This is a genomic window from Azospirillum oryzae (genome assembly GCF_008364795.1).
GTDB lineage: Bacteria > Pseudomonadota > Alphaproteobacteria > Azospirillales > Azospirillaceae > Azospirillum > Azospirillum oryzae.
In genome coordinates this window covers 626,409-645,219 of sequence record NZ_VTTM01000002.1, presented here as the reverse complement: position 1 = coordinate 645,219, position 18,811 = coordinate 626,409, and the positions used below count along the sequence as shown (strand labels likewise).

At 67.5% G+C, this 18,811-nt stretch carries 21 protein-coding genes; 8 read left to right on the top strand and 13 right to left on the bottom strand.

Annotated elements, in window-relative coordinates:
- Positions 1 to 53 precede the first annotated feature (53 nt).
- Together FZ938_RS31465 and FZ938_RS09135 are read left to right on the top strand one after the other, a co-directional pair.
- A complete protein-coding gene (locus FZ938_RS31465; protein WP_343075093.1) occupies positions 54 to 1,181 on the top strand; it encodes a GNAT family N-acetyltransferase in 1,128 nt (375 codons plus the stop codon).
- 120 nt (positions 1,182 to 1,301) lie between these two features.
- Entirely contained in the window at positions 1,302 to 3,707 is a 2,406-nt protein-coding gene (locus tag FZ938_RS09135; RefSeq protein ID WP_149198208.1) for a methyl-accepting chemotaxis protein, read from the top strand.
- Positions 3,708 to 3,776: 69 nt separating this feature from the next.
- Here the strand turns inward: FZ938_RS09135 and FZ938_RS09130 are convergent, their stop codons facing one another.
- On the bottom strand, positions 3,777 to 4,256 hold the full coding sequence (locus FZ938_RS09130) for a CYTH domain-containing protein (protein WP_149198207.1): 480 nt from the start codon (positions 4,254 to 4,256) through the stop codon (positions 3,777 to 3,779).
- A 160-nt stretch (positions 4,257 to 4,416) separates the two neighbouring features.
- On the opposite strand from FZ938_RS09130, the gene FZ938_RS09125 reads away from it, so the two are divergent.
- Positions 4,417 to 4,662, top strand: coding sequence for a hypothetical protein (locus tag FZ938_RS09125; RefSeq protein WP_149198206.1), 246 nt, complete (start codon positions 4,417 to 4,419; stop codon positions 4,660 to 4,662).
- 22 nt (positions 4,663 to 4,684) lie between these two features.
- On the opposite strand, the gene FZ938_RS09120 is transcribed toward FZ938_RS09125, so the two are convergent.
- Positions 4,685 to 4,840, bottom strand: coding sequence for a DUF3309 family protein (locus tag FZ938_RS09120; protein ID WP_082860756.1), 156 nt, complete (start codon positions 4,838 to 4,840; stop codon positions 4,685 to 4,687).
- 551 nt (positions 4,841 to 5,391) lie between these two features.
- Between FZ938_RS09120 and FZ938_RS09115 the strand changes: the two genes are divergently transcribed.
- Positions 5,392 to 5,739, top strand: coding sequence for a hypothetical protein (locus tag FZ938_RS09115; RefSeq protein ID WP_149198205.1), 348 nt, complete (start codon positions 5,392 to 5,394; stop codon positions 5,737 to 5,739).
- 47 nt (positions 5,740 to 5,786) lie between these two features.
- Here FZ938_RS09115 and FZ938_RS09110 read toward each other — a convergent pair whose 3' ends face one another.
- Both FZ938_RS09110 and FZ938_RS09105 read right to left on the bottom strand, forming a co-directional pair.
- Positions 5,787 to 6,734, bottom strand: coding sequence for a CDP-alcohol phosphatidyltransferase family protein (locus FZ938_RS09110; protein WP_246457775.1), 948 nt, complete (start codon positions 6,732 to 6,734; stop codon positions 5,787 to 5,789).
- Positions 6,731 to 7,471, bottom strand: coding sequence for a phosphatidylserine decarboxylase (locus FZ938_RS09105; RefSeq protein ID WP_085089917.1), 741 nt, complete (start codon positions 7,469 to 7,471; stop codon positions 6,731 to 6,733). Before FZ938_RS09105 ends, FZ938_RS09110 begins: the two co-directional genes overlap by 4 nt.
- Before the next feature lie 89 nt (positions 7,472 to 7,560).
- On the opposite strand from FZ938_RS09105, the gene FZ938_RS09100 reads away from it, so the two are divergent.
- Complete coding sequence (locus FZ938_RS09100) at positions 7,561 to 8,031, top strand: hypothetical protein (RefSeq protein ID WP_149198204.1); 471 nt, start codon at positions 7,561 to 7,563, stop codon at positions 8,029 to 8,031.
- A gap of 17 nt (positions 8,032 to 8,048) precedes the next feature.
- On the opposite strand, the gene FZ938_RS09095 is transcribed toward FZ938_RS09100, so the two are convergent.
- The 5 genes from FZ938_RS09095 to FZ938_RS09075 form a co-directional block, all read right to left on the bottom strand.
- Complete coding sequence (locus FZ938_RS09095) at positions 8,049 to 8,489, bottom strand: DUF29 domain-containing protein (protein WP_149198203.1); 441 nt, start codon at positions 8,487 to 8,489, stop codon at positions 8,049 to 8,051.
- A gap of 84 nt (positions 8,490 to 8,573) precedes the next feature.
- On the bottom strand, positions 8,574 to 9,662 hold the full coding sequence (locus tag FZ938_RS09090) for a BMP family ABC transporter substrate-binding protein (protein ID WP_149198611.1): 1,089 nt from the start codon (positions 9,660 to 9,662) through the stop codon (positions 8,574 to 8,576).
- A 79-nt stretch (positions 9,663 to 9,741) separates the two neighbouring features.
- The gene (locus FZ938_RS09085; protein ID WP_149198202.1) at positions 9,742 to 10,671 is read right to left on the bottom strand and encodes an ABC transporter permease; all 930 of its coding nucleotides are present in this window, start codon (positions 10,669 to 10,671) and stop codon (positions 9,742 to 9,744) included.
- On the bottom strand, positions 10,668 to 11,744 hold the full coding sequence (locus FZ938_RS09080; protein ID WP_149198201.1) for an ABC transporter permease: 1,077 nt from the start codon (positions 11,742 to 11,744) through the stop codon (positions 10,668 to 10,670). The genes FZ938_RS09085 and FZ938_RS09080 overlap by 4 nt, the downstream gene beginning before the upstream one ends.
- Before the next feature lie 27 nt (positions 11,745 to 11,771).
- On the bottom strand, positions 11,772 to 13,388 hold the full coding sequence (locus tag FZ938_RS09075; RefSeq protein ID WP_246457773.1) for an ABC transporter ATP-binding protein: 1,617 nt from the start codon (positions 13,386 to 13,388) through the stop codon (positions 11,772 to 11,774).
- Between the two features lie 212 nt (positions 13,389 to 13,600).
- On the opposite strand from FZ938_RS09075, the gene ygfZ reads away from it, so the two are divergent.
- Together ygfZ and FZ938_RS09065 are read left to right on the top strand one after the other, a co-directional pair.
- Positions 13,601 to 14,515, top strand: coding sequence for a CAF17-like 4Fe-4S cluster assembly/insertion protein YgfZ (gene ygfZ / locus FZ938_RS09070; protein ID WP_149198199.1), 915 nt, complete (start codon positions 13,601 to 13,603; stop codon positions 14,513 to 14,515).
- A gap of 115 nt (positions 14,516 to 14,630) precedes the next feature.
- A complete protein-coding gene (locus tag FZ938_RS09065; protein WP_149198198.1) occupies positions 14,631 to 15,242 on the top strand; it encodes a PRC-barrel domain-containing protein in 612 nt (203 codons plus the stop codon).
- A gap of 39 nt (positions 15,243 to 15,281) precedes the next feature.
- Here the strand turns inward: FZ938_RS09065 and FZ938_RS09060 are convergent, their stop codons facing one another.
- Genes FZ938_RS09060 through crcB form a run of 4 tightly spaced genes read right to left on the bottom strand, consistent with a single transcriptional unit; the run spans position 15,282 to position 18,132 of the window.
- Entirely contained in the window at positions 15,282 to 15,977 is a 696-nt protein-coding gene (locus FZ938_RS09060) for an ATP12 family chaperone protein (RefSeq protein ID WP_149198197.1), read from the bottom strand.
- A gap of 3 nt (positions 15,978 to 15,980) precedes the next feature.
- On the bottom strand, positions 15,981 to 16,667 hold the full coding sequence (locus FZ938_RS09055; protein ID WP_149198196.1) for an HAD-IA family hydrolase: 687 nt from the start codon (positions 16,665 to 16,667) through the stop codon (positions 15,981 to 15,983).
- Positions 16,667 to 17,731 (bottom strand): RluA family pseudouridine synthase, encoded by a 1,065-nt coding sequence (locus FZ938_RS09050; protein ID WP_149198195.1) that lies wholly within the window; start codon positions 17,729 to 17,731, stop codon positions 16,667 to 16,669. Before FZ938_RS09050 ends, FZ938_RS09055 begins: the two co-directional genes overlap by 1 nt.
- Positions 17,731 to 18,132 carry a fluoride efflux transporter CrcB gene (gene crcB, locus FZ938_RS09045; protein ID WP_149198194.1) on the bottom strand — a complete coding sequence of 134 codons (402 nt, stop codon included), beginning with the start codon at positions 18,130 to 18,132 and terminating at the stop codon, positions 17,731 to 17,733. The genes FZ938_RS09050 and crcB overlap by 1 nt, the downstream gene beginning before the upstream one ends.
- A gap of 82 nt (positions 18,133 to 18,214) precedes the next feature.
- Here crcB and FZ938_RS09040 point away from each other — a divergent pair, with 82 nt between their 5' ends.
- Entirely contained in the window at positions 18,215 to 18,805 is a 591-nt protein-coding gene (locus tag FZ938_RS09040) for a cysteine hydrolase family protein (protein ID WP_246457770.1), read from the top strand.
- The last annotated feature ends 6 nt before the right edge of the window (positions 18,806 to 18,811 follow it).

Here is an 18,811-nt window from a genome sequence, read left to right as displayed (position 1 = left end):
CCGTCTCCCTCCCCGCTCCACATCACGGGTACGGCCCGGCCCTTCCGGACGAACTGAGCGACGTCGCACGTCTTGCGCGGCTCGGATTCGGGCTGTCCCGCGATCTGTTCGACCGCTATGCCGGGCTGTTCGGCATCGACAGCATCCGCGTCCTGAGAGTTCCACGGGCCACGGGCACCGTATTGGCTGCCTGCGCCGCGCACTGGATGATGGACCAGTGGTTCGGCGGACGCCCGGTTCCGGTGCAGGCCATCGCCATGGTGGCGGTCGACCCGGCCCTGCGCGGCGCCGGCCATGGCAGTGCGCTGATGCGGGCCCTGATGATGGAGGGGCGGAATGCCGGGGCGGCGCTTTCGGTCCTCTGCCCGGCCACCCTGCCCTTTTACCAGCGACTCGGCTTCGGCCGCGGCGGCGTCACCTGCCGCTGGAGCGCTCCGCCGATGGCCTTCGCGCGAACCGGGGCGACCGCAGCCTCCCTTTTGCCCGCCGATCCGCTCGATGCCACGCCGCTGGCGATGCTCCGGCGGCCGGTGCTGGCGGAACAGAACGGCCTGCCGGAACGGACGGAGGCGCTATGGACGCTCGCCCTCTGCCCCGATGGCGAACCGGCCGACCTCTTCCGCAACGACGACGGCTATATTGCGGTGACACCGCCGCAAGAGCGGCGTCTTGCCGTCGCGGATGCCTGTCTGCCCTCGCCGCGGGCGCTGAATCCCGCCATGGCCCTGCTGGCCGGCTTCCGCGCTCAGGTCGACCGGGTGACGTGGCGCGGCGGCCCGGACGACACGCTGGCGCTGATGGGTGGAGACGGCGTGACGCTGGATCTGCGCGAGGAGTGGCTGATCCGCCCGCTCAATATAGCACTGTCGCTGGAGGCACGCGGCTATCCGGCCGGCCTGCTGGAGTCTGTCACTTTTGAGATAAAAGATCGCTTAATCCACGGTAACTCTGGGAACTATCACCTTGAGGTTGCTCAATCCAGGGGCAATATCTCCGAATTGGGGCAAGTCATCGAACCCCCGATCCGCCTGGGCGTCTCCGCCTTCGCCAGTCTGTTCACAGGGCATGCAAGCGCTCGTTCATTGTGGAGAGCCGGTTTGCTTCATGGTGAAGAAAAGATGATCGACCGTTTGCACCGCATATTTTGCGGCGCACCCTCGTGGATGCCCGACCGCTTCTGAAATAAGTGGGTTTCCTGACCTGAATCAAACCGGACGTTAACCGAGCTGTGGTTCAATCGTCCCAATGATTGGGAGAAAAGGGTCGCCGTACAGGCGATGCCATCGGGGAGTCCAAAATCCATGACGATCGGAACCCGGATCGCGCTTGGCTTCGCCGCCGTGCTGCTGCTGACCGTGGGCGTGGCGTTCGTCGGCTGGAACAGCCTGAGCACCTACGCCGAACGGGTCGATTTGGCGTCCCACACCGCCGACCTCGACACCCGGCTGAAGTCGGTCCGGCTGGAGGAGGCGCGCTTCGTCACCGAACGCGACGCCAAGGCCGCGGCCAATGTTCCGGGAATGCTGGATGCCCTGCAGACCGAAGCGCAGGAAACCCGCGCCGCCCTGACCGAGGGTGAGGGCCGGCGTCTGCTGGACGAGGTTCTGTCGGGCATCGACGGCTACCGCGCCGCCTTCGCCAATTTCGTCGCACAGGACGGCGAGGCGCACGCCCGCACCGCCAGCATGGAAACGCGCGCCCGCGCGCTGCGCGAGATCGCCGAGAAGATCGGCAAGCAGCAGTCCGAGCGCTATGACCTGAACATGACCAGCAAGCGCGACGCCGATACCGAGCTGCGCCACAGCATGGACACGGCGGAGCGCGCGAACCGTGTGATCGAACGGGTTCTGGAAGTTCGACGCCAGCAGAGCGAACTCCGCCGCAACACGGACGAAGCGCTGGCCGACCGCATCGTGGCGGCGCTGGACGAATTGGTACAGACCACCGACACCGTCGCCAAGGACCTCGTCGGCACAAATGACGAGGAACTCGCCGCCCGGATCGCCGGCGATGCCCGCGCCTATCACGATACCGTCAAGTCCCTGCGCGGCAAGGGCGTCGCGGCGCTCACGGAGGCGGGGGTGGCCGCCGGACTCGACGAGGCCGCGCGCGGCGTGCAGGAGCGCGCGGTGGAGTTGCAGCAGAATCAGGCGATGGTGACCGAGGCCCTGAGCGAGGCTTCCAAATACGCCCAGAGCGAGGTGAACGAGGCGGTGATGCTGCGCGGTCTGGCGATGCGGCTGGTGCAGGGCGCCCAATCCGCGATGCTGGGCCAGCGCGATTTCCTGCTGACCGGCACGGCCGACGCCAAGGCCATTGCCGACGCCGCGGTGAAGGAGATCCTGGGGCTCGCCGAACAGGCCGGCGCCGTGCTGGTCGACCAGGAAGGGCGCGCGCTGATCGCCGCCATCACCGAGGCAGCGCGGGCCTTCGACTCGGAATTCGCCTCGCTGTCGTCCGCCGTGGCCAAGCAGCACGAGGCATCGGCGGCGATGGCCCAGGCGTCCGCCACGGTCAGCGGCCAGGTCGGCCGGCTGGTCACCCTGCAGCGCGACGACCGCGAAGCTGGGCGCGCCAGCGCCGGGATGGTGATCGCCGTGGGGGCCACCGTGGCGCTGATCCTTGGCATGCTGATGGCCTGGATCATCGACCGTGCCATCACCCATCCGCTGCACGCCATGACCGGCGCCATGGGCCGGCTGGCCGAAGGAGACCTGACGGTCGACATTCCCGGTGGCGACCGCAAGGACGAGCTGCGCAACATGGCCGCCGCCATGACCATCTTCAAGGACAACGCCCTGGAGATGCAGCGGATGGAACGCGAGCGGGAGGAGATGCGCATCCAGATCGATGCCGACCGCCGCCGCACGATGAACGAGTTCGCCAACGGCTTCGAACAGGCGGTGTCGGGCGTGGTCATGTCTCTGACCGAGTCGGCCAACTCGCTGGGCCGGGACGCGCAGGAGATGTCGTCGGACGCGGCGCTGACCACCGCCAAGTCCACCGCGGTCGCCACGGCCTCGCAGCAGGCCACCGCCAACGTGCAGACGGTCGCGGCGGCGGCCGAGGAACTGTCGGCTTCCATCGCCGAAATTTCCCGCCAGCTCAACGCCAGTTCGGCCACCGCCTCCGGTGCGGCCGACAAGGCGGTGCAGACCAACAGCATCGTCGAAGGTCTGTCGCTCGCCGCCGAGCGGATCGGTCAGGTCGTCGGCCTGATCGGCGAGATCGCCGAGCAGACCAATCTGCTGGCGCTCAACGCGACCATCGAAGCTGCCCGCGCCGGTGAAGCCGGCAAGGGTTTCGCCGTGGTGGCGACCGAGGTGAAGAACCTCGCCGGCCAGACCGCCAAGGCGACCGAGGAGATCTCCGCCCAGGTCGCGGAGATGCAGACCGCCACCACCAGTGCGGTGGACGCCATCCGCACCATCTCCGAAGCCGTCACCGCCATCAGCGGCACCGTTACCGACATCGCCCATGAGATGGAGCAGCAGGGCAGCGCAACCCGCGAGATCGCCCAGAATGTCCAGCAGGCGGCCGAAGGCACCCAGCAGGTGATGCGCAACATCGCCGAGGTGACCACCGCCGCCACCAAGACCGGCGGAGCCGCCGATGCGGTCCTGACCGCCAGCCGCACGCTCGCCACCCAGGCCGACCGCCTGCGCGGCGAGGTCCAGGGCTTCCTGAACAAGGTACGGACAGCCTGACGTTTAGAGCCTGACTATTTGAAGCGGCGTGCGGGAGCGGAGCCGCACGCCCGACCTACCTCCGCATCGTCAGGCCGCGGCGGCCGACCAGCGCCGGATCGGCGCGCGGGAGAGGGCAGAGTTGCCGTAGGCGCGCAGGGTGGTGACCTCCGCACCGATCCAGTCCGGCAGCGGCACCATCTGGTCGGGAGAATCCAACTCGACCTCCGCAATGACGAGCCCGGCATTGTCGCCGTGGAAGACGTCGATCTCCCAGCACAGCCCGTCCTGGCGGTGGCGGTAGCGCGTCTTTTCGATCACCCGCCCTTCGCAGCCATGCAACAGGAGTTGGCAGGCGAAATCCAGTGCCAGCGGGTGTTCCACTTCGTCCCGGCAAGCGCCCCGTTTCAGCGATTTGATGGTCAGTGTGGCGCGGTCCTCCGCAATGCGGACGCGGACCGTGCTGGCGCCGTCGGATGGCAGGTATCCCTGGAGGATTCGGACGCCATCCCGGCAGAGATGCCCGACATCCTTGCGGACCAGAAAGCGCCGCTCGATTTCCAGTGCCATGGCTAGGCCCTTCGGACGAACTCGCCGACGACCCTAGCCGAAAGTCCCTGCCGGCTTCAACCTCGTTGCTCTGTGCGGAGCGCAACCGAGGCTGCATGCGCCCGTACTATGACGTGACGATCGGTCGCAACGGGTCTGGGAATGATGCTATCGTCAGGCGATGAATGCCGATCTTTCCGCCTGGATCCCTGGGGCTGCGATTCCCTGGCTGGTGCTGTTCGCCCTTTACGGGCTGCCACTGCTGCATGTGGCGCTGTCGCGCCGCGGCGGCGGATGGCGCCCGCCGGCCGGGTCGCGCTGCCCCTTCGGGCCGCGCGCCGGCTGGCTGGTGATGGTGCTGATGCTGGGACCGGTCGGATGGCTGATGTTCGCACTCCGCCGGCCCCGCCGCGCATCCGGCAGATAGCATCAGGCAGATTAGCCGGAGATCAGATCCGGCCCATCAGCAGCAGAACGATCAGGACGATCAGAAGCACGCCGAGGATGCCGCTGGGACCGTAGCCCCAGCCGCGGCTGTGCGGCCAGGCCGGAACGGCACCGAGAAGCAGCAGAATCAGGATGATGAGCAGAATTGTGCCGAGCATGGCCTTCTCCCTTCCGGTAGAGCTTTCATAACGGGCAAGCGGAACCTGAACAGGTCTCGGAGAGGATTGTTCCTGTCCGGCTCGAACGTGACCGTCCGCCACCACCAAGGGAGGATGCGGCACCTCCGACGCTCCCCGAACGCGATACGCCCGGCCTTTCGGAATGCCGGCTGCGGGAGGGGCTCACCCCGGCGGCCGGTCCATCCGGTACAGATCGTCGACGAAGCTGGCGAAGGTCGTGATCCGGCGGGGATGTCGCCGACCCAAACTGCCCGACGACCTGCTGGAGTTCGTTGCCGGCGGCGCGCTCTCACCCTGCAACAGCCGAGCCGGCGAAAACAAGAGCTCGGTGGCCGCCGGCTTGGACAAGCTGTCTTTGTAAACGGGCCGTCTCCGGCGAGGTTGACCGGCCGGCGGCAACACCGTAGGGTGGTGGGCATGAACGCGCTTCGTCTCGACGGCATTCTGCGAATTAGTGGCCCGGCTCTCCTTTGAGGGCCGGGGATTTTCCACGCCCATTCCGCAGACCCGATTGAAGGCCTGACCGCGTCATGTCCACCCTTCTGAACACGGTTTCCACCGCCGCGACTCCTATGTCCGCGCCGGACGCCCGTCCCACGGCCCCCGGCCGCCAGGTCGCATTCTCCCTGCTGGCCGATGCCGATCCCGGCACCCTGCCCCGCATCCTGGAACTGGTCGCCAAGCGTGGCCACGTCCCGCTGTCGCTGCGCAGCGACTGCATCGGCGATAGCCTGGCGATCGAAATGAAGGTCGGCGACCTGCCACAGGCGGAAACCGATCACATCTGCCGCTGTCTAAGCCAGATCCCCATGGTCGCACGGGTCACGGTGACGGATGTCACCGCGGACTCCGCCGCACTGCTGGCTGCGGCGGAGTAACCGCCGCCCGTAACCATCGCCCGGTCGCCATCCAGGCCAGTCGCCAGTCAGGCCGGCCTGGATGGTTCCCTGTCGCCGGCCGGCCCTTCCGGTTCGGTGGCGGTCCCATCCGCCTTGTCCATGTCCGTAGCGGGATCGGCATCCACTCCGCCCTCCGCCGAGGTCTCGACGATCTCCGTGCGCATCAGTTCCGCGGCGCGCTGCAGCTTCCGGAACTGGCCAATGGAGAACGGCAGGGTGACCATATAGACGGTGCCGACGATCGACAGCGTCCACCAGGGCTGGCTGACCATCATCGCCGCCAGCAGGCCGACACCGGCCAGCGCCGGCACCACCCACTGGGCCGGAACCCGCGCGCCCTTGAAGGAGAAGGTCGGCAGGGTGCTGACCATCAACCCGCCGATCAGCAGCGTCCATGGCACGATCACCGCCGGGTGGCCGGGATATTGCGGCCCGATCTCGAACCCCAGGATCATCGGCAGCAGCACGAGGCCGGCACCGGCCGGCGCCGGCACGCCGGTGAAGTAGTTGTAGGCCCAGGGCGGCAGGTCGACGACACCGAGTCGCGAGTTGAAGCGGGCCAGACGCAGCGCACAGCACACGGCATAGGCCATGGCGGCGATCCAGCCCAGGCTGCCCGCCCCGTTCAGCCCCCACAGATACATCATGAAGGCCGGCGCCACGCCGAAGCTGATGGCGTCTGACAGGCTGTCCAACTCCGCGCCGAACTTGCTCTGGCCGTTCAGCAGGCGGGCGATGCGGCCGTCCAGCGCGTCCAGGATCGCGGCGATGACGATGGCGATGACCGCCGGCTCCCACCGCCCCTGCATGGCGAATCGGATCGCCGTCAGGCCGGAGCAGAGCGCCAGCACCGTCAGGACGTTCGGCAACAGGTGGTTGATCGACAGCCCTTTCAGCCGTGGATGCGGCCGGCCGGGACGGCGGGCCCGGTGCGGGCGGAAGATTTGCTGGCGGAAGACGGGCGGTCGTTTCATCGCCGCACGTCCCCCTGCCGTTGCGGTTCGGTGCCGTTCAGATCGGCCAGGATCGTCTCGCCGCCGATGGCGGTCTGGCCGACGCAGACCAGCGGGGCGACGCCGTCGGGAAGATAGATGTCGGTGCGGCTGCCGAAGCGGATCAGGCCGAATCGCTCGCCCGCCTTCACCTCCTGCCCGGCCTTCACCCACCACAGGATGCGGCGCGCCACCAGCCCGGCGATCTGGACATAGGCGATCTCGCGCCCGTCCGGCAGACGGTGGCGGAAGGCCATCCGTTCATTCTCGTCGCTCGCCTTGTCCAGCGCGGCGTTGACGAAGGTGCCCTTGTGGTATTCGGCCGCCACGATGGTGCCGTCGGCCGGCACGCGGTTGACGTGGACGTTGAAGACGTTGAGGAAGACGCTGATCCGGGTCAGCGCCTTGTCGCCCATGCCCAACTCCTTCGGTGGCACGGCCTGGACGATCATGGTGACGCGCCCGTCGGCCGGACTGACCAGCAGGCCGGGCCGCGTCGGCGTCACCCGGTCGGGATCGCGGAAGAAATAGGCGCACCACAAGGTGAGCACCAGGCCGATCCAACCGAGCGGCGCCCAGACGGCGAGACCGAGGATCAGGGAAACCACGGCGAATCCGGCGATGAAGGGCCAGCCGGCACGGTGGATGGGGACGACGACGGTATCGATGGCGGACATCGCCTGCTTTCTTCGTATTTTCAGACCACAGCGAACAGCCATTCTAGCTGTGCGTTCCGAGCCTTTACAGAATTTTAGCGGCCAGCGCCCATGCTGTCGTCTCCGTCGACCCAGAAGCCGAGCGTGCCGCCTTGTCCGTTCCCGATCTGAAGACCATTCAATCGCTGGCCGAAGTGCCGGACGGCGCCCTGCCGATCAATCCCGGTTCGATCGAGGTGACGCCGGAAGGCGTGCTGGGCATTGCCAGGCCGCCCCGCCCCTGCAAGCTGACCTTCATGGCCGACGGCCTGCCCTTCAACGTCGCCGTCCGGCACGAGGGGCCGGAGGAAGGCGGCGGGTCGATCTGCCAGATTTGGGCCGATGTCGGCCATGTCCCCTACACCGCCCAGGCGCCGGAGCGCCGGCGCGCCCTGCTGGCTGTCCTGCGCGGGATCGAGGGGCTGCCGCATGTCCGCTTCATTGTCCAGGGCGGGCAGAAGATCATCCTGTTCTCGGAAATCCGCCTGGAACACCACGCGTCGCCCGATGACCTGTTCCACCAGACCATCCTGGTCCTGCAGGAAGCCCGTCCGTTCCTGCGGCTGCTTGGCGAGTATCTGTAGGGGGTGGCCGGAACCGGTCAGCCTTCCGGCCAGAACCCCTCGTCCATCATCTCGTCAAAGCTCCACGGGCACTCCGTGGGGAAGACTTGCCGCGAAATGCCGGTTTCGCGTTCGGCCGCGATCAACGCGAGCCGGTACGCATCCTCGACAGATGCTCCAAGCGAGGACTTGAGGCTTGGGTTGTCGCGCAGATGAGCGGCGAGCCGATAGCGTTGCTCCTCAATGCTGAGGCGCCAGCTGTTGCCACGCAATGGCGCCTGATAGCGCCACTTCAACAGGTGCAGCAGCAGAACGACCAAGCGGTTGACCAGCTCGCGTTTCTCGCTGCGCCCCATGCTCTCGATCTCCTCGGCGATGTGTTCGATATCCGCCGAGTCGAGCTTGCCGGCCCGCAGAAGGGCGGCCTGTTCGTTCGCCCAGGCGTAGAAATCGCTGTCGTAGAGGCTGCTTCCGTCCATCGCCCACCTCCCCACATCAGCCGACATCGCCACATCGTTGCGGGTCGGAGGCTGTCGCCCCCGGCCCGCAGTAATGCACGGTGCTTACTTCGGTACCTTGCCCTGCACACCCTCGACGTACCAGTCCATCTTCAGGATCTGCTCGTCGGTGGCATGCTTGCCTTCCGGGATCACGACCTTGCCGGACTGGTCCTTGACCGGGCCCTGGAAGGAGTGGCGCTTGCCCGACACGATGTCGGCCTTGATCTGGTCGGCCAGCTTCACGACGTCGGCCGGGATGGCCGGATTGTAGGGGGCCAGCTCGACCATGCCGGTGCTGATGCCGCCCCAGGTGTCGATCGGCTTCCAGGTGCCGTCCAGCACCGCCTTGACGCGGTCGACATAGTAGCCGTTCCAGTCCTCGACGATCGCGGTCAGGTGCGACTTCGGACCGAAACGGGTCATGTCCGACGACTGGCCGACCGACCACAGCCCACGCTCCTGAGCGGTCTGGATCGGGGCCGGGCTGTCGGTGTGCTGGACGATCACGTCGGCACCCTGGTCGATCAGCGCCTTGGCGGCCTCGGCCTCCTTGCCGGGGTCGTACCAGCTGTTGACCCAGACCACGCGGACCTCGGCCTTCGGGTTCTGCTCGCGCAGCGCGATGGTGAAGGCGTTGATGCCGCTGATCACCTCGGGAATCGGGTAGGAGCCGATATAGCCGATGATGTTCGACTTGGTCATCTTGCCGGCGATGGCGCCGACCACGGTGCGGGCCTCATAGAAGCGGCCGGAGTAGGTCGCGACGTTCTCGGCGCGCTTGTAGCCGGTGGCATGCTCGAACTTCACGTCGGGATGGCGCTTGGCCACCTTCAGCGTCGGATTCATGAAGCCGAAGGACGTGGTGAAGATCAGCTTGTGGCCGCTGGCGGCCAGCTGCTCGATCACGCGCTCCGCGTCGGCGCCTTCCGGCACATTCTCGACGAAGGTGGTGGTGACCTTGTCGCCCAGCGCCTTCTCCACGGCCAGACGGCCCTGATCGTGCTGGTAGCTGTAGCCGTGGTCGCTGACCGGGCCGACATAGACGAATCCGACCTTCAGCTTCTCCTGCGCGAAGGCGGACCCCATACCGGCGCCCATGCCCACGCTCAGCGCGACCGCGGCACCGGCCAGGCCCAGCACCGCCTTGCCCATCGTCCTTCTGTTCACGTCGACGCTCCTTGTTCTTCAGTGTCTTTAGATATGGGCTTTGTTTCGATTTCAAAACGACGCGTCAAGCATCGGGATGAAACAGTTTTCCCAGACAGGCCGGCGCGTTCAGGCGGATGCGGGCGACGTCCCGCGAAATCAGCACCAGAACCAGAACGGTAGCCAGATACGGCAGCATCGACAAGAGCTGCGACGGCACGTCGATGCCCAGCCCCTGGACATGCAGCTGTAGGATGGTGACGCCGCCGAACAGCCAGGCGCCGAGCATGGCACGGGCCGGCTTCCAGGTGGCGAAGACCACCAGCGCCAACGCGATCCAGCCGCGGCCCGACGTCATGTTCTCCGCCCACATCGGCGTGTAGTCCATCGACAGGAAGGCGCCGCCCAGCCCGGCCATGGCGCCGCCGAACAGCACGGCGAGGAAGCGGATGCGCAGGACCTTGTAGCCCAGTGCATGGGCGGCCGTGTGGTTCTCTCCCACCGCGCGCAGGACGAGACCGGCGCGGGTGCGGTAGAGGAACAGATGGACCAGCGGCACGGCGGCGACCGCCAGATAGACCATGATGTCCTGGCCGAACAGCGCCTGCCCAACCACCGGCAGGTCGGTCAGGCCGGGGATATACAGCTTCGGCAGCCCGTCCAGCGGGATGCCGACGAAGCCCTGGCCGATCAGCGCCGACAGGCCGACGCCGAACAGGGTGAGCGCAAGGCCGGTCGCCACCTGATTGGCCAGCAGGAACAGGGTCAGCACGGCGAACAGCGAGGCGGTGGCGGCACCGGCCAGCGCGGCGACGAGAAATCCGGCGGTGGCGCTGCCGGTCTGCACCGTCACGGCGAAGCCGCAGACGGCACCGACCAGCATCATCCCTTCCACACCGAGGTTGAGGACGCCCGACTTCTCGACCACCAGCTCGCCCAGGGCAGCGAACAGCAGCGGCGTCGCGGCCGCGAACATGGCGGCCAGGATCGGCCCGATCAGGGCGAGGTCGTTCATGCCGCGACCCTCCGCGCTCCGAAGCGGACCCGGTAGCGGATCAGCACGTCGCTCGCCAGCAGGAAGAACAGAAGCATGCCCTGGAACACTCCGGTGATTGCCTTGGGCAGGCCCATGGCGATCTGTGCCGCCTCGCCGCCGATGAAGGACAGCGCCATCAGCAGCGCCGCCAGCAGGATGCCGACCGGATGCAGCCGGCCCAGGAAGGCGACGATGATGGCGGTATAGCCGTAACCGGGCGAGATGCTGGCAGTGATCTGGCCGATGGGACCGGCGATCTCGCCCATGCCGGCGATGCCGGCGAGCGCGCCGGACAGCAGCAGCGTCAGCCAGACGATGCGCTTCTGGTCGAATCCGGCGTAGCCGGCGGCGGCCGGGGTCAGGCCGATCACCTTGATCTGGAAGCCGATGAAGGTCCGCGCGATCAGCAGCCAGCCGCCCGCCACGGCCATCAGGGCGAACAGCGCGCCCAGATGCACGCGCGTCCCCGCCCACAGGATCGGCAGCGTGGCATCGGCCTCGAACAGCCGCGATTCGGGGAAGGCGAAGCCGTCCGGGTCGCGGAAGGGGCCATGGACCAGATAGTTCAGCAACAGCAGAGCCACGTAATTCAGCATCAGGCTGGTCAGGATCTCGCTGGCGTTGAAGCGCAGCCGCAGATAGGCCGGCACCGCCGCCCACACCGCCCCGCCGATCGCCCCGCCGATCACCATCAGCGGCAGCAGCCACCAGCCGCCCTCGCCATAGAAGGCCAGCGCCAGCCCGCCGCCGGTGATGGCGCCCAGCGTCAGTTGTCCTTCGGCACCGATGTTCCAGACATTGGCACGGAAGCCGATGGCGAGACCGACGGCGCAGAGCACCAGCGGCGTCGCCTTCACCACCAGCTCGCCCAGCCCACGCACGGAGGTCAGCGGCGCGACGAAGAAGGAATAGAGCGCCTTCAGCGGGTCGAAGCCCATCGCCATGAACAGGATGAAGCCGCTGAGCAGGGTCAGCGCCACCGCCAGCAGCGGCGTGGCATAGACCATGGTCTTCGACGCCTGCCCGCGCGGCTCGAGACGGATGAAGCTCATGCGGCGTCTCCGGCGCTCAAATAACCATCAGACCGCACGCGTGATCTCCCCGTCTTCGTCCGGCGGCGTGCCGAACAGGCCGCCCATCAGCAGGCCGATGCGTTCCACCGTCGTCTCGTGCGTCGGCCGGCTGTCGGACAGGCGGCCGTGGAACAGCACGGAAATCCGGTCGCTCAGCACGAACAGCTCGTCCAGATCCTGGCTGATGACCAGCACCGCCGCACCCGACCGGGCCAGATCGATCAGCGCCTTGTGGATGGCGGCCGCGGCACCGGCATCGACGCCCCAGGTCGGCTGGCCGACGACCAGAAGCTTGGGCTTTTGCAGGATTTCGCGACCGATGATGAATTTCTGCAGATTGCCGCCGGACAGCGACCGCGCCTCCGCCCGATGGCCATGGGCGACCACGTTGAAGCCGCGGATGATGGTCTCGGCATAGGCACGGGCACGGGCGAAATGGACCATGCCGCCACGCACCAGCGGTTCGCGGGCATAGCCCGAGAGCAGCGCATTCTCCGACAGACTCAGCTCCGGCACGGCGCCGCGGCCCAACCGCTCCTCCGGCACGAAGGCGAGGCCGAGTTCGCGGCGCGCCCGCGGCCCCAGATGTCCGGCCGATGCGCCCTCGATCACCACGGCGTCGGCGTCGGCCAGCAGCACCTCGCCGCTCAGCGCCGCCATCAGCTCCGCCTGACCATTGCCGGCGACACCGGCGATGCCCAGGATCTCGCCCGCCCGCACCTCGAAACTGACGTCCTTCAGATTGGTGGCGAATGGGTTGTCGGAGGTCGTCGACAGATGGCGCACCGTTAGGCGGGCGGCCCCGGCGGCGCCCTGCGGCGGCCGTTCGGGGGTCGACAGCTCCGCCCCCATCATCATCTCGGCGAGGCTGCGTGCCGTCTCCTGCCGCGGGTCGGCGGCACCCACCACCTTGCCGGCGCGCAGCACGGTGGCGCGGCTGCACAGGGCGCGGATTTCCTCCAGCTTGTGCGAGATGTAGAGGATCGTGCAGCCCTCCGCCGCCAGGACGCGCAGCGTCTCGAACAGCTTGGCGGCCTCCTGCGGCGTCAGGACCGAGGTCGGCTCGTCCATGATCAGCAGCTTCGGGTCCTGCAACAGGCAGCGCACGATCTCCACCCGCTGCCGCTCACCCACCGACAGGTGGAAGACGTGGCGGCCGGGGTCGAGCGCCAGCCCATAGCGTTCCGACACCATGCGGATGCGGTCGGCGAGCTGGTCCATCGGCCCGGCATCGTCGAGGCCGAGGGCGATGTTCTCCGTCACCGTCAGCGTGTCGAACAGCGAGAAATGCTGGAACACCATGCCGATGCCGAGCCGGCGGGCACCGGCCGGATCGGGCACCGTCGTCTCCGCCCCCTGCCACAGCATCGTGCCGGAATCAGGGTGCAGCACCCCGTAGATCATCTTGACCAGGGTGGACTTGCCGGCCCCGTTCTCGCCCAGCAGCGCATGGATCTCGCCCGGCTGCAGCACGAGGTCGACATGGTCGTTGGCCAGGCAGCCGGGGAATCGCTTGGTGATGCCGCGCAGCTCCAGTCGGGGCGGCGGAGCGTCCGGGGGTAAGGTCTCGGCGGGCGAAGGCAAGGAGGAGCAATCCGGGAAAAGGTCAAACCTGCATGGCATTGCCAAAGCCGTGCCACCGCTACCAACAGAGTAATCCGGCGGCACCACCGGCCGTCAACAGCCGATCCTCTGCCCAACGGTGATGCATCTGCCGCTTTGGTCATCATGCCACAGTCGGCACTCGCAACCCAGCCTTCTGCAATGCGGCAGACTCTTGCCAGCGGGCCCGTTCGGCCCAACACTTCAGGCTATCGAGTGATGGGGAGGCTAGGATGTCGGCGGGTTACGCAGTGCTGGACCAGCGGAGCGTGGTGGCGGTTTCGGGCGAGGACCGCAAGGCCTTCCTGCAGGGGCTGGTGTCCAACGACATGCTGCGGGTCACGCCCGACCATGCCGCCTACGCCCTGTTCCTGACCCCGCAGGGCAAGTTCCTGCATGATTTCAGCATCGTCGAGTCGGACAGCGGCGAGGATGCCGTCCTGCTGCTGGATCCGGAAACGGACCGGCGCGCCGACCTGCTGCGGCGGCTGAAGATGTACAAGCTGCGGTCGAAGATCGCCCTGGAAGACCGGGCGGACCGGCTGTGCGTGGCCGTCGCCTTCGGGAACGGCGCGCTGGAGGCGCTCGGGCTGCCGGCCGAACCGGGCGCGGCGCGGCCCTTCGCCGGCGGAGTCGCCTTCACCGATCCGCGGCTGCCGGCTTTGGGCGCCCGTCTGTTCCTGCCGGCCGATGGGGTCGCCGCACTGGAGTCGGCCGGACTGGCGCGGCGGGACGTGGCGGACTACGACCGGCTGCGCCTGTCGCTCGGCGTGCCGGACGGCACGCTGGACCTGATCCCGGAAAAGTCGATACCGCTGGAAAGCCGGATGGACGCGCTGAACGCCATCTCCTGGGACAAGGGCTGCTACATGGGGCAGGAACTGACCGCCCGCACCAAATACCGCGCCCTCATCAAGAAGAAGCTGTTCCCCGTCACCTTCGAAGGCGCGGCGCCGGAAGCGGGCACACCGGTGACGCTGGACGGCAAGGATGCCGGCGAGGTGCGCAGCACCCGCGATGGTGCCGCACTCGCCCTGCTGCGACTGGAAGACGTGCAGCGCGCGGCCGAAAACGGACTGACCTTCCATGCCGGTCCGGTGGCGCTGATTCCGCACGAACCGGACTGGGATCACACCTCAAAGGGGTAGTCCCTCACCAAAAGAATTCCCGGAAGGTGCAATAAAACGGGCTCCATCGCTGTTGTTCCGATGTCTCTAGACACACGAACCCCGTGTCCTCGACACAACGACAAAGGAGCCCCCCATGCGTCGCATCCTGATCGCTACCGCCGCTTCGCTGGCTCTCATGACCGGCGCCGCCGTCGCACAGACCACTTCGCCGACCGTGGGCAACCCGTCTTCCTCCACCTCCAGCATGTCCAACTCCGCGGCCCCGGACGGCACCAAGACCGGTACGGTGAAGTCGGATACGATGAAGTCCGATGCCACCAAGTCGGACAGCACGACGTCCGGCAGCGCCGCCACGTCCGGCGGCCTGGGCGGCCAGTTGGCCAGTGCCGACGAGTTGATCGGCAAGAACGTCTACGGCCGGGACAACAACAAGATCGGCGAAATCGAGGACGTCATCCTCGACGCCAGCGGCAAGGCCAAGCAGCTGGTCATCAGCTCGGGCGGTTTCCTCGGCATCGGCGAGAAGCAGGTCGCCGTCGATTACAGCGCCGCCAACTGGGATTCGCAGAACAACCGCCTGAACCTCGCCGGCATGAGCCGCGACGATGTCAAGGCGATGCCGGAGTTCAAGTACGACGACACCATGACGTCGCTGAACAAGAACCGGAAGCCGGCCGAGACCGAGAAGGTGGCGCCGGGCGCCGCCCCCACCAGCGGTTCCACCGGCACCACCACCACGAAGTAAGGGGTTCCTGACGGTGTGGGGGTCTGACGCCCCCACACCTCACCCCCGCAGCAGATCCACGAACCGCCGGCAGGCCACGATCTCCGCGCGCACGTTGGCGCGGCGTTTCGTGGCCTCGGCGTCTTCGCCCCATTGTTCGATCTGATAGGTTTCGTCCAGCTGCGAGACCTCGAACGCCTCTTCGGCGCTGAGGCGGCCTTCCAGCAGCGCCAGCGCCACGATGATCGACCCGCAGACGCCGGTCGCGGTCTGCAGCGCCGACAGATACCAGTCGTCGGTCCGCTCCACCACCCGGCGCAGGGCGCCCAGCGCCTCCTCCGGCTGCGGCTGCGGCATCAGTCCGGCACACACATGCAGCGGCGCGTCATAGGTCAGCGCCGCCCAATCCAGCAGCGGCTGCCAATGCTGTGCCTGCCGCTCCACCAGCGGTTGGGGATGTTCGGCGCGGTAGCACAGCAGGTCGGTGCCGGCATAGGCGCTGATGGCCTGGACGATGTCCGGCCGCTTGGCCGGGATCAGGTCGATCGCGGTGCTCGACAGCTGCATCAGCGGCATCGAATGGGCGTCGATCCGATCGCCCTGCGCCGACCATTCATCCGCCACGCCCTGGGCCAGCGGCCGGCTGGGGAAGATCAGCGGCGCCTTGGCCGGGCTGCGCACCGGACGGCCGTCCAACTCGACCTGAAAGCCGCCTTCGGTCTCGCCGACGTCCGCCGCCTTGTAGAAACGCTTCATCGCTTACCCTTCCAAAAGCTCCAGCACCGCGGTGGCGACGTCACGCCCGCGGTGAACGATGCGGTCGGCCCCGGCCCGCTCCAGCTCCGGCACCGCATGATACCCCCAGGAAACACCGACCGACCGCACCCGCGCGTTGCGGGCCATTTGTATGTCGTAGGTCGTATCGCCGATCACAACCGTCGCCGCCTCGTCAGCACCGGTCTCCGCCAGCGCACGCTGCACCATGTGCGGATTGGGCTTTCCGGGGCCGACATCGGCGGTCTGCAAGGTGACGAAGCGACCGGTCAGCCCGTGGCCCCTCAGCACCGCGTCCAACCCGCGCCGCGACTTGCCGGTGGCGACGCCCAGCAGCACGCCCGCCGCCTCCAGCGCCGCCAGCGTGTCGACAATGCCGGGGAACAGCGGCTCGTCCACCTCGCCGCGACTGCGGGCGCTGGAGAAGGCCCGCTTGTAGCTCTCCGCCACCGCGACATGCAGGTCCGCGTCGCGCTTCGGCAGCAGCAGGGCCACTGCCTCCACCAGCGACAGCCCGACCATGCGGCGGACATCGGCAGCGTCGGGTTCGCCCAGCCCATGCTCGGCCCAGGCCTGGGTCATGGCGTCGATGATGGCGAACTGGCTGTCGACCAGGGTGCCGTCGCAGTCGAACAGAGCCAATCGCAGCGGCGCTTTCCCCGAGGAGGCCATCACTCGAAATCCTCGAACGGGTCGTCGCGCAGGTTGGGGCTGAAGCCGAAATATTTCCAGGTCGCCTGCATGTGGTCAGGCAGCGGCGCCGTCACGTCGATGGTCTTGCCGCCGCGCGGGTGCGGCAGGATCAGCCGGCGGGCATGCAGATGCAGCTTCTTCGCCACCTCCGCCCCGGCCAGGAAGGCGCCCTGCCCGGCATATTTGCCGTCGCCCAGGATCGGCGTGCCGACGGCGGCCATGTGGACGCGCAACTGGTGGGTGCGGCCGGTCAGCGGCCACATGGCGACGAAGGCCGCCTGCTTGCCGACATTCTCCTGCACCGAATAGACGGTGACGGCGCGCTTGCCCTCTTCCTTGTTCTCCGCCACCCGCTCGCCCTGCGGGCCGCCTTCCTTGGCCAGCGCGAGGTCGATCTTGCCCTGGTAGGGCGTCGGTACGCCGACGGTGACGGCCCAGTAGATCTTGCGCACCGCGCTGCCGCGGAACAGTTCCGTCAGCTTGCTGGCGGCGAAGGTGGTGCGGGCCAGCAGCAGCACGCCCGAGGTGTCCTTGTCCAGCCGGTGGACCAGCTTCGGCCGCTCGTTGCCGTCGAAGCGCAGGGCATCCAGCATGGCGTCGAGATGCTTGGAGGTGCCGGTGCCGCCCTGCACCGCCAGACCGGCCGGCTTGTTGATGGCGATGACGTCGGCGTCGCGGTAGAGCACCAGCGCCTGCAGTTCGGCGATCTGCTTGTCCGACATGCCCTTGGGCTTGCTGGCTCCCTGACTCGGCCCCCTGACCGGCGCGGCCCAGGCGGCCAGCGGCGGGATGCGAATGCCCTGCCCGGCCACCAGCCGCGACGACGTCTCCGCCCGCTTACCGTCGATGCGGACCTGGCCGGTGCGCAGCAGCTTCTGCAGGTAGCTGTGGTTCACGTCGGGGAAATGCCGCTTGAACCAGCGGTCGAGCCGCATGTCGGCCTCGTCGGCCGTCACGGTGCGGATTTCGACCTTGCTGTCGCCTTTGGCTTCAGTCGACGTGGTATCAGCGTGATCGGCAGTGGGCTTGGGAGAGTCAGTCATCAGATGGACACCGAAACAAGAGAACGCACGGCCCACAGGCCGGCAAAGAAGCCCACCACGCTGAACAGCGTCGAGGCGAGGAAGTAACCCGCCGCCGCAGCGATCTCGTCACGGGCGACGAGGACACCGATGTCCAGCGTGAAGGAGGAGAAGGTGGTGAAGCCGCCCAGGATGCCCACCAGAAGGAAGGCTCGCAGTTCCGGCGACGGCGACCATGTCAGCACCGCCAGCTCCGACAGCACCCCCATCACCGTGCAGCCGATCACATTGACGATGATCGTCCCCACCGGAAAGCGGGTGCCGATCCATTGTGCGACCAGCAACAGCGCCAGGTAACGCGCCACCGATCCGGCGGCACCTCCGGCGGCGACGGCGAGCAATGACAGGGGGGATGCGAGCACGGCGCCTCCGGACGAGCGCTTGAAACGGGAAACGATGGTCGAGCGCCGGATTAGAGCCAGAAACCGGCGGACTTGTCACGCGATGGACTATCGCGGCAGGATCGTCGGCATGGAAACCCTCTCCTCCAACGCCGCATTGCTGGTCATCGACCTGCAGAATGCCATCGACGACCCACGCTGGAGCCGGATCGGCCCGCGCAACAACCCGCAGGCGGAGGCCAACGTCGCCGTCTTGCTGGCCGCTTGGCGGCGGGACGGACGGCCCATCGTCCATGTCCGCCACGATTCGGTGGAGCCCGACTCCAGCTACCGCCCCGGCAGCCCCGGCCACGCCTTCAAGGACGAGGCGATGCCGCTTCCGGCCGAGACGGTGATCGGCAAGCGGGTGAACAGCGCCTTCATCGGCACCGGCCTGGACGAGTGGCTGCGCGGCCGCGGCATCGCCACGCTGGTGGTGGCCGGCGTCGTCACCAACAACAGCGTCGAGGCGACGGTGCGGATGGCCGGCAACCTCGGCTACGACGTGCGCCTGGTGGCCGACGCCTGCTTCACCTTCGCCAGGAAAGACCGGTCGGGGCGGCTGTGGACGGCGGACGAGGTCCACAACCTGTCGCTCGCCAACATGGACGGGGAGTATGCAAAGGTCGTGGACACCGCGCAGCTGTTGGGCTGATTGCCC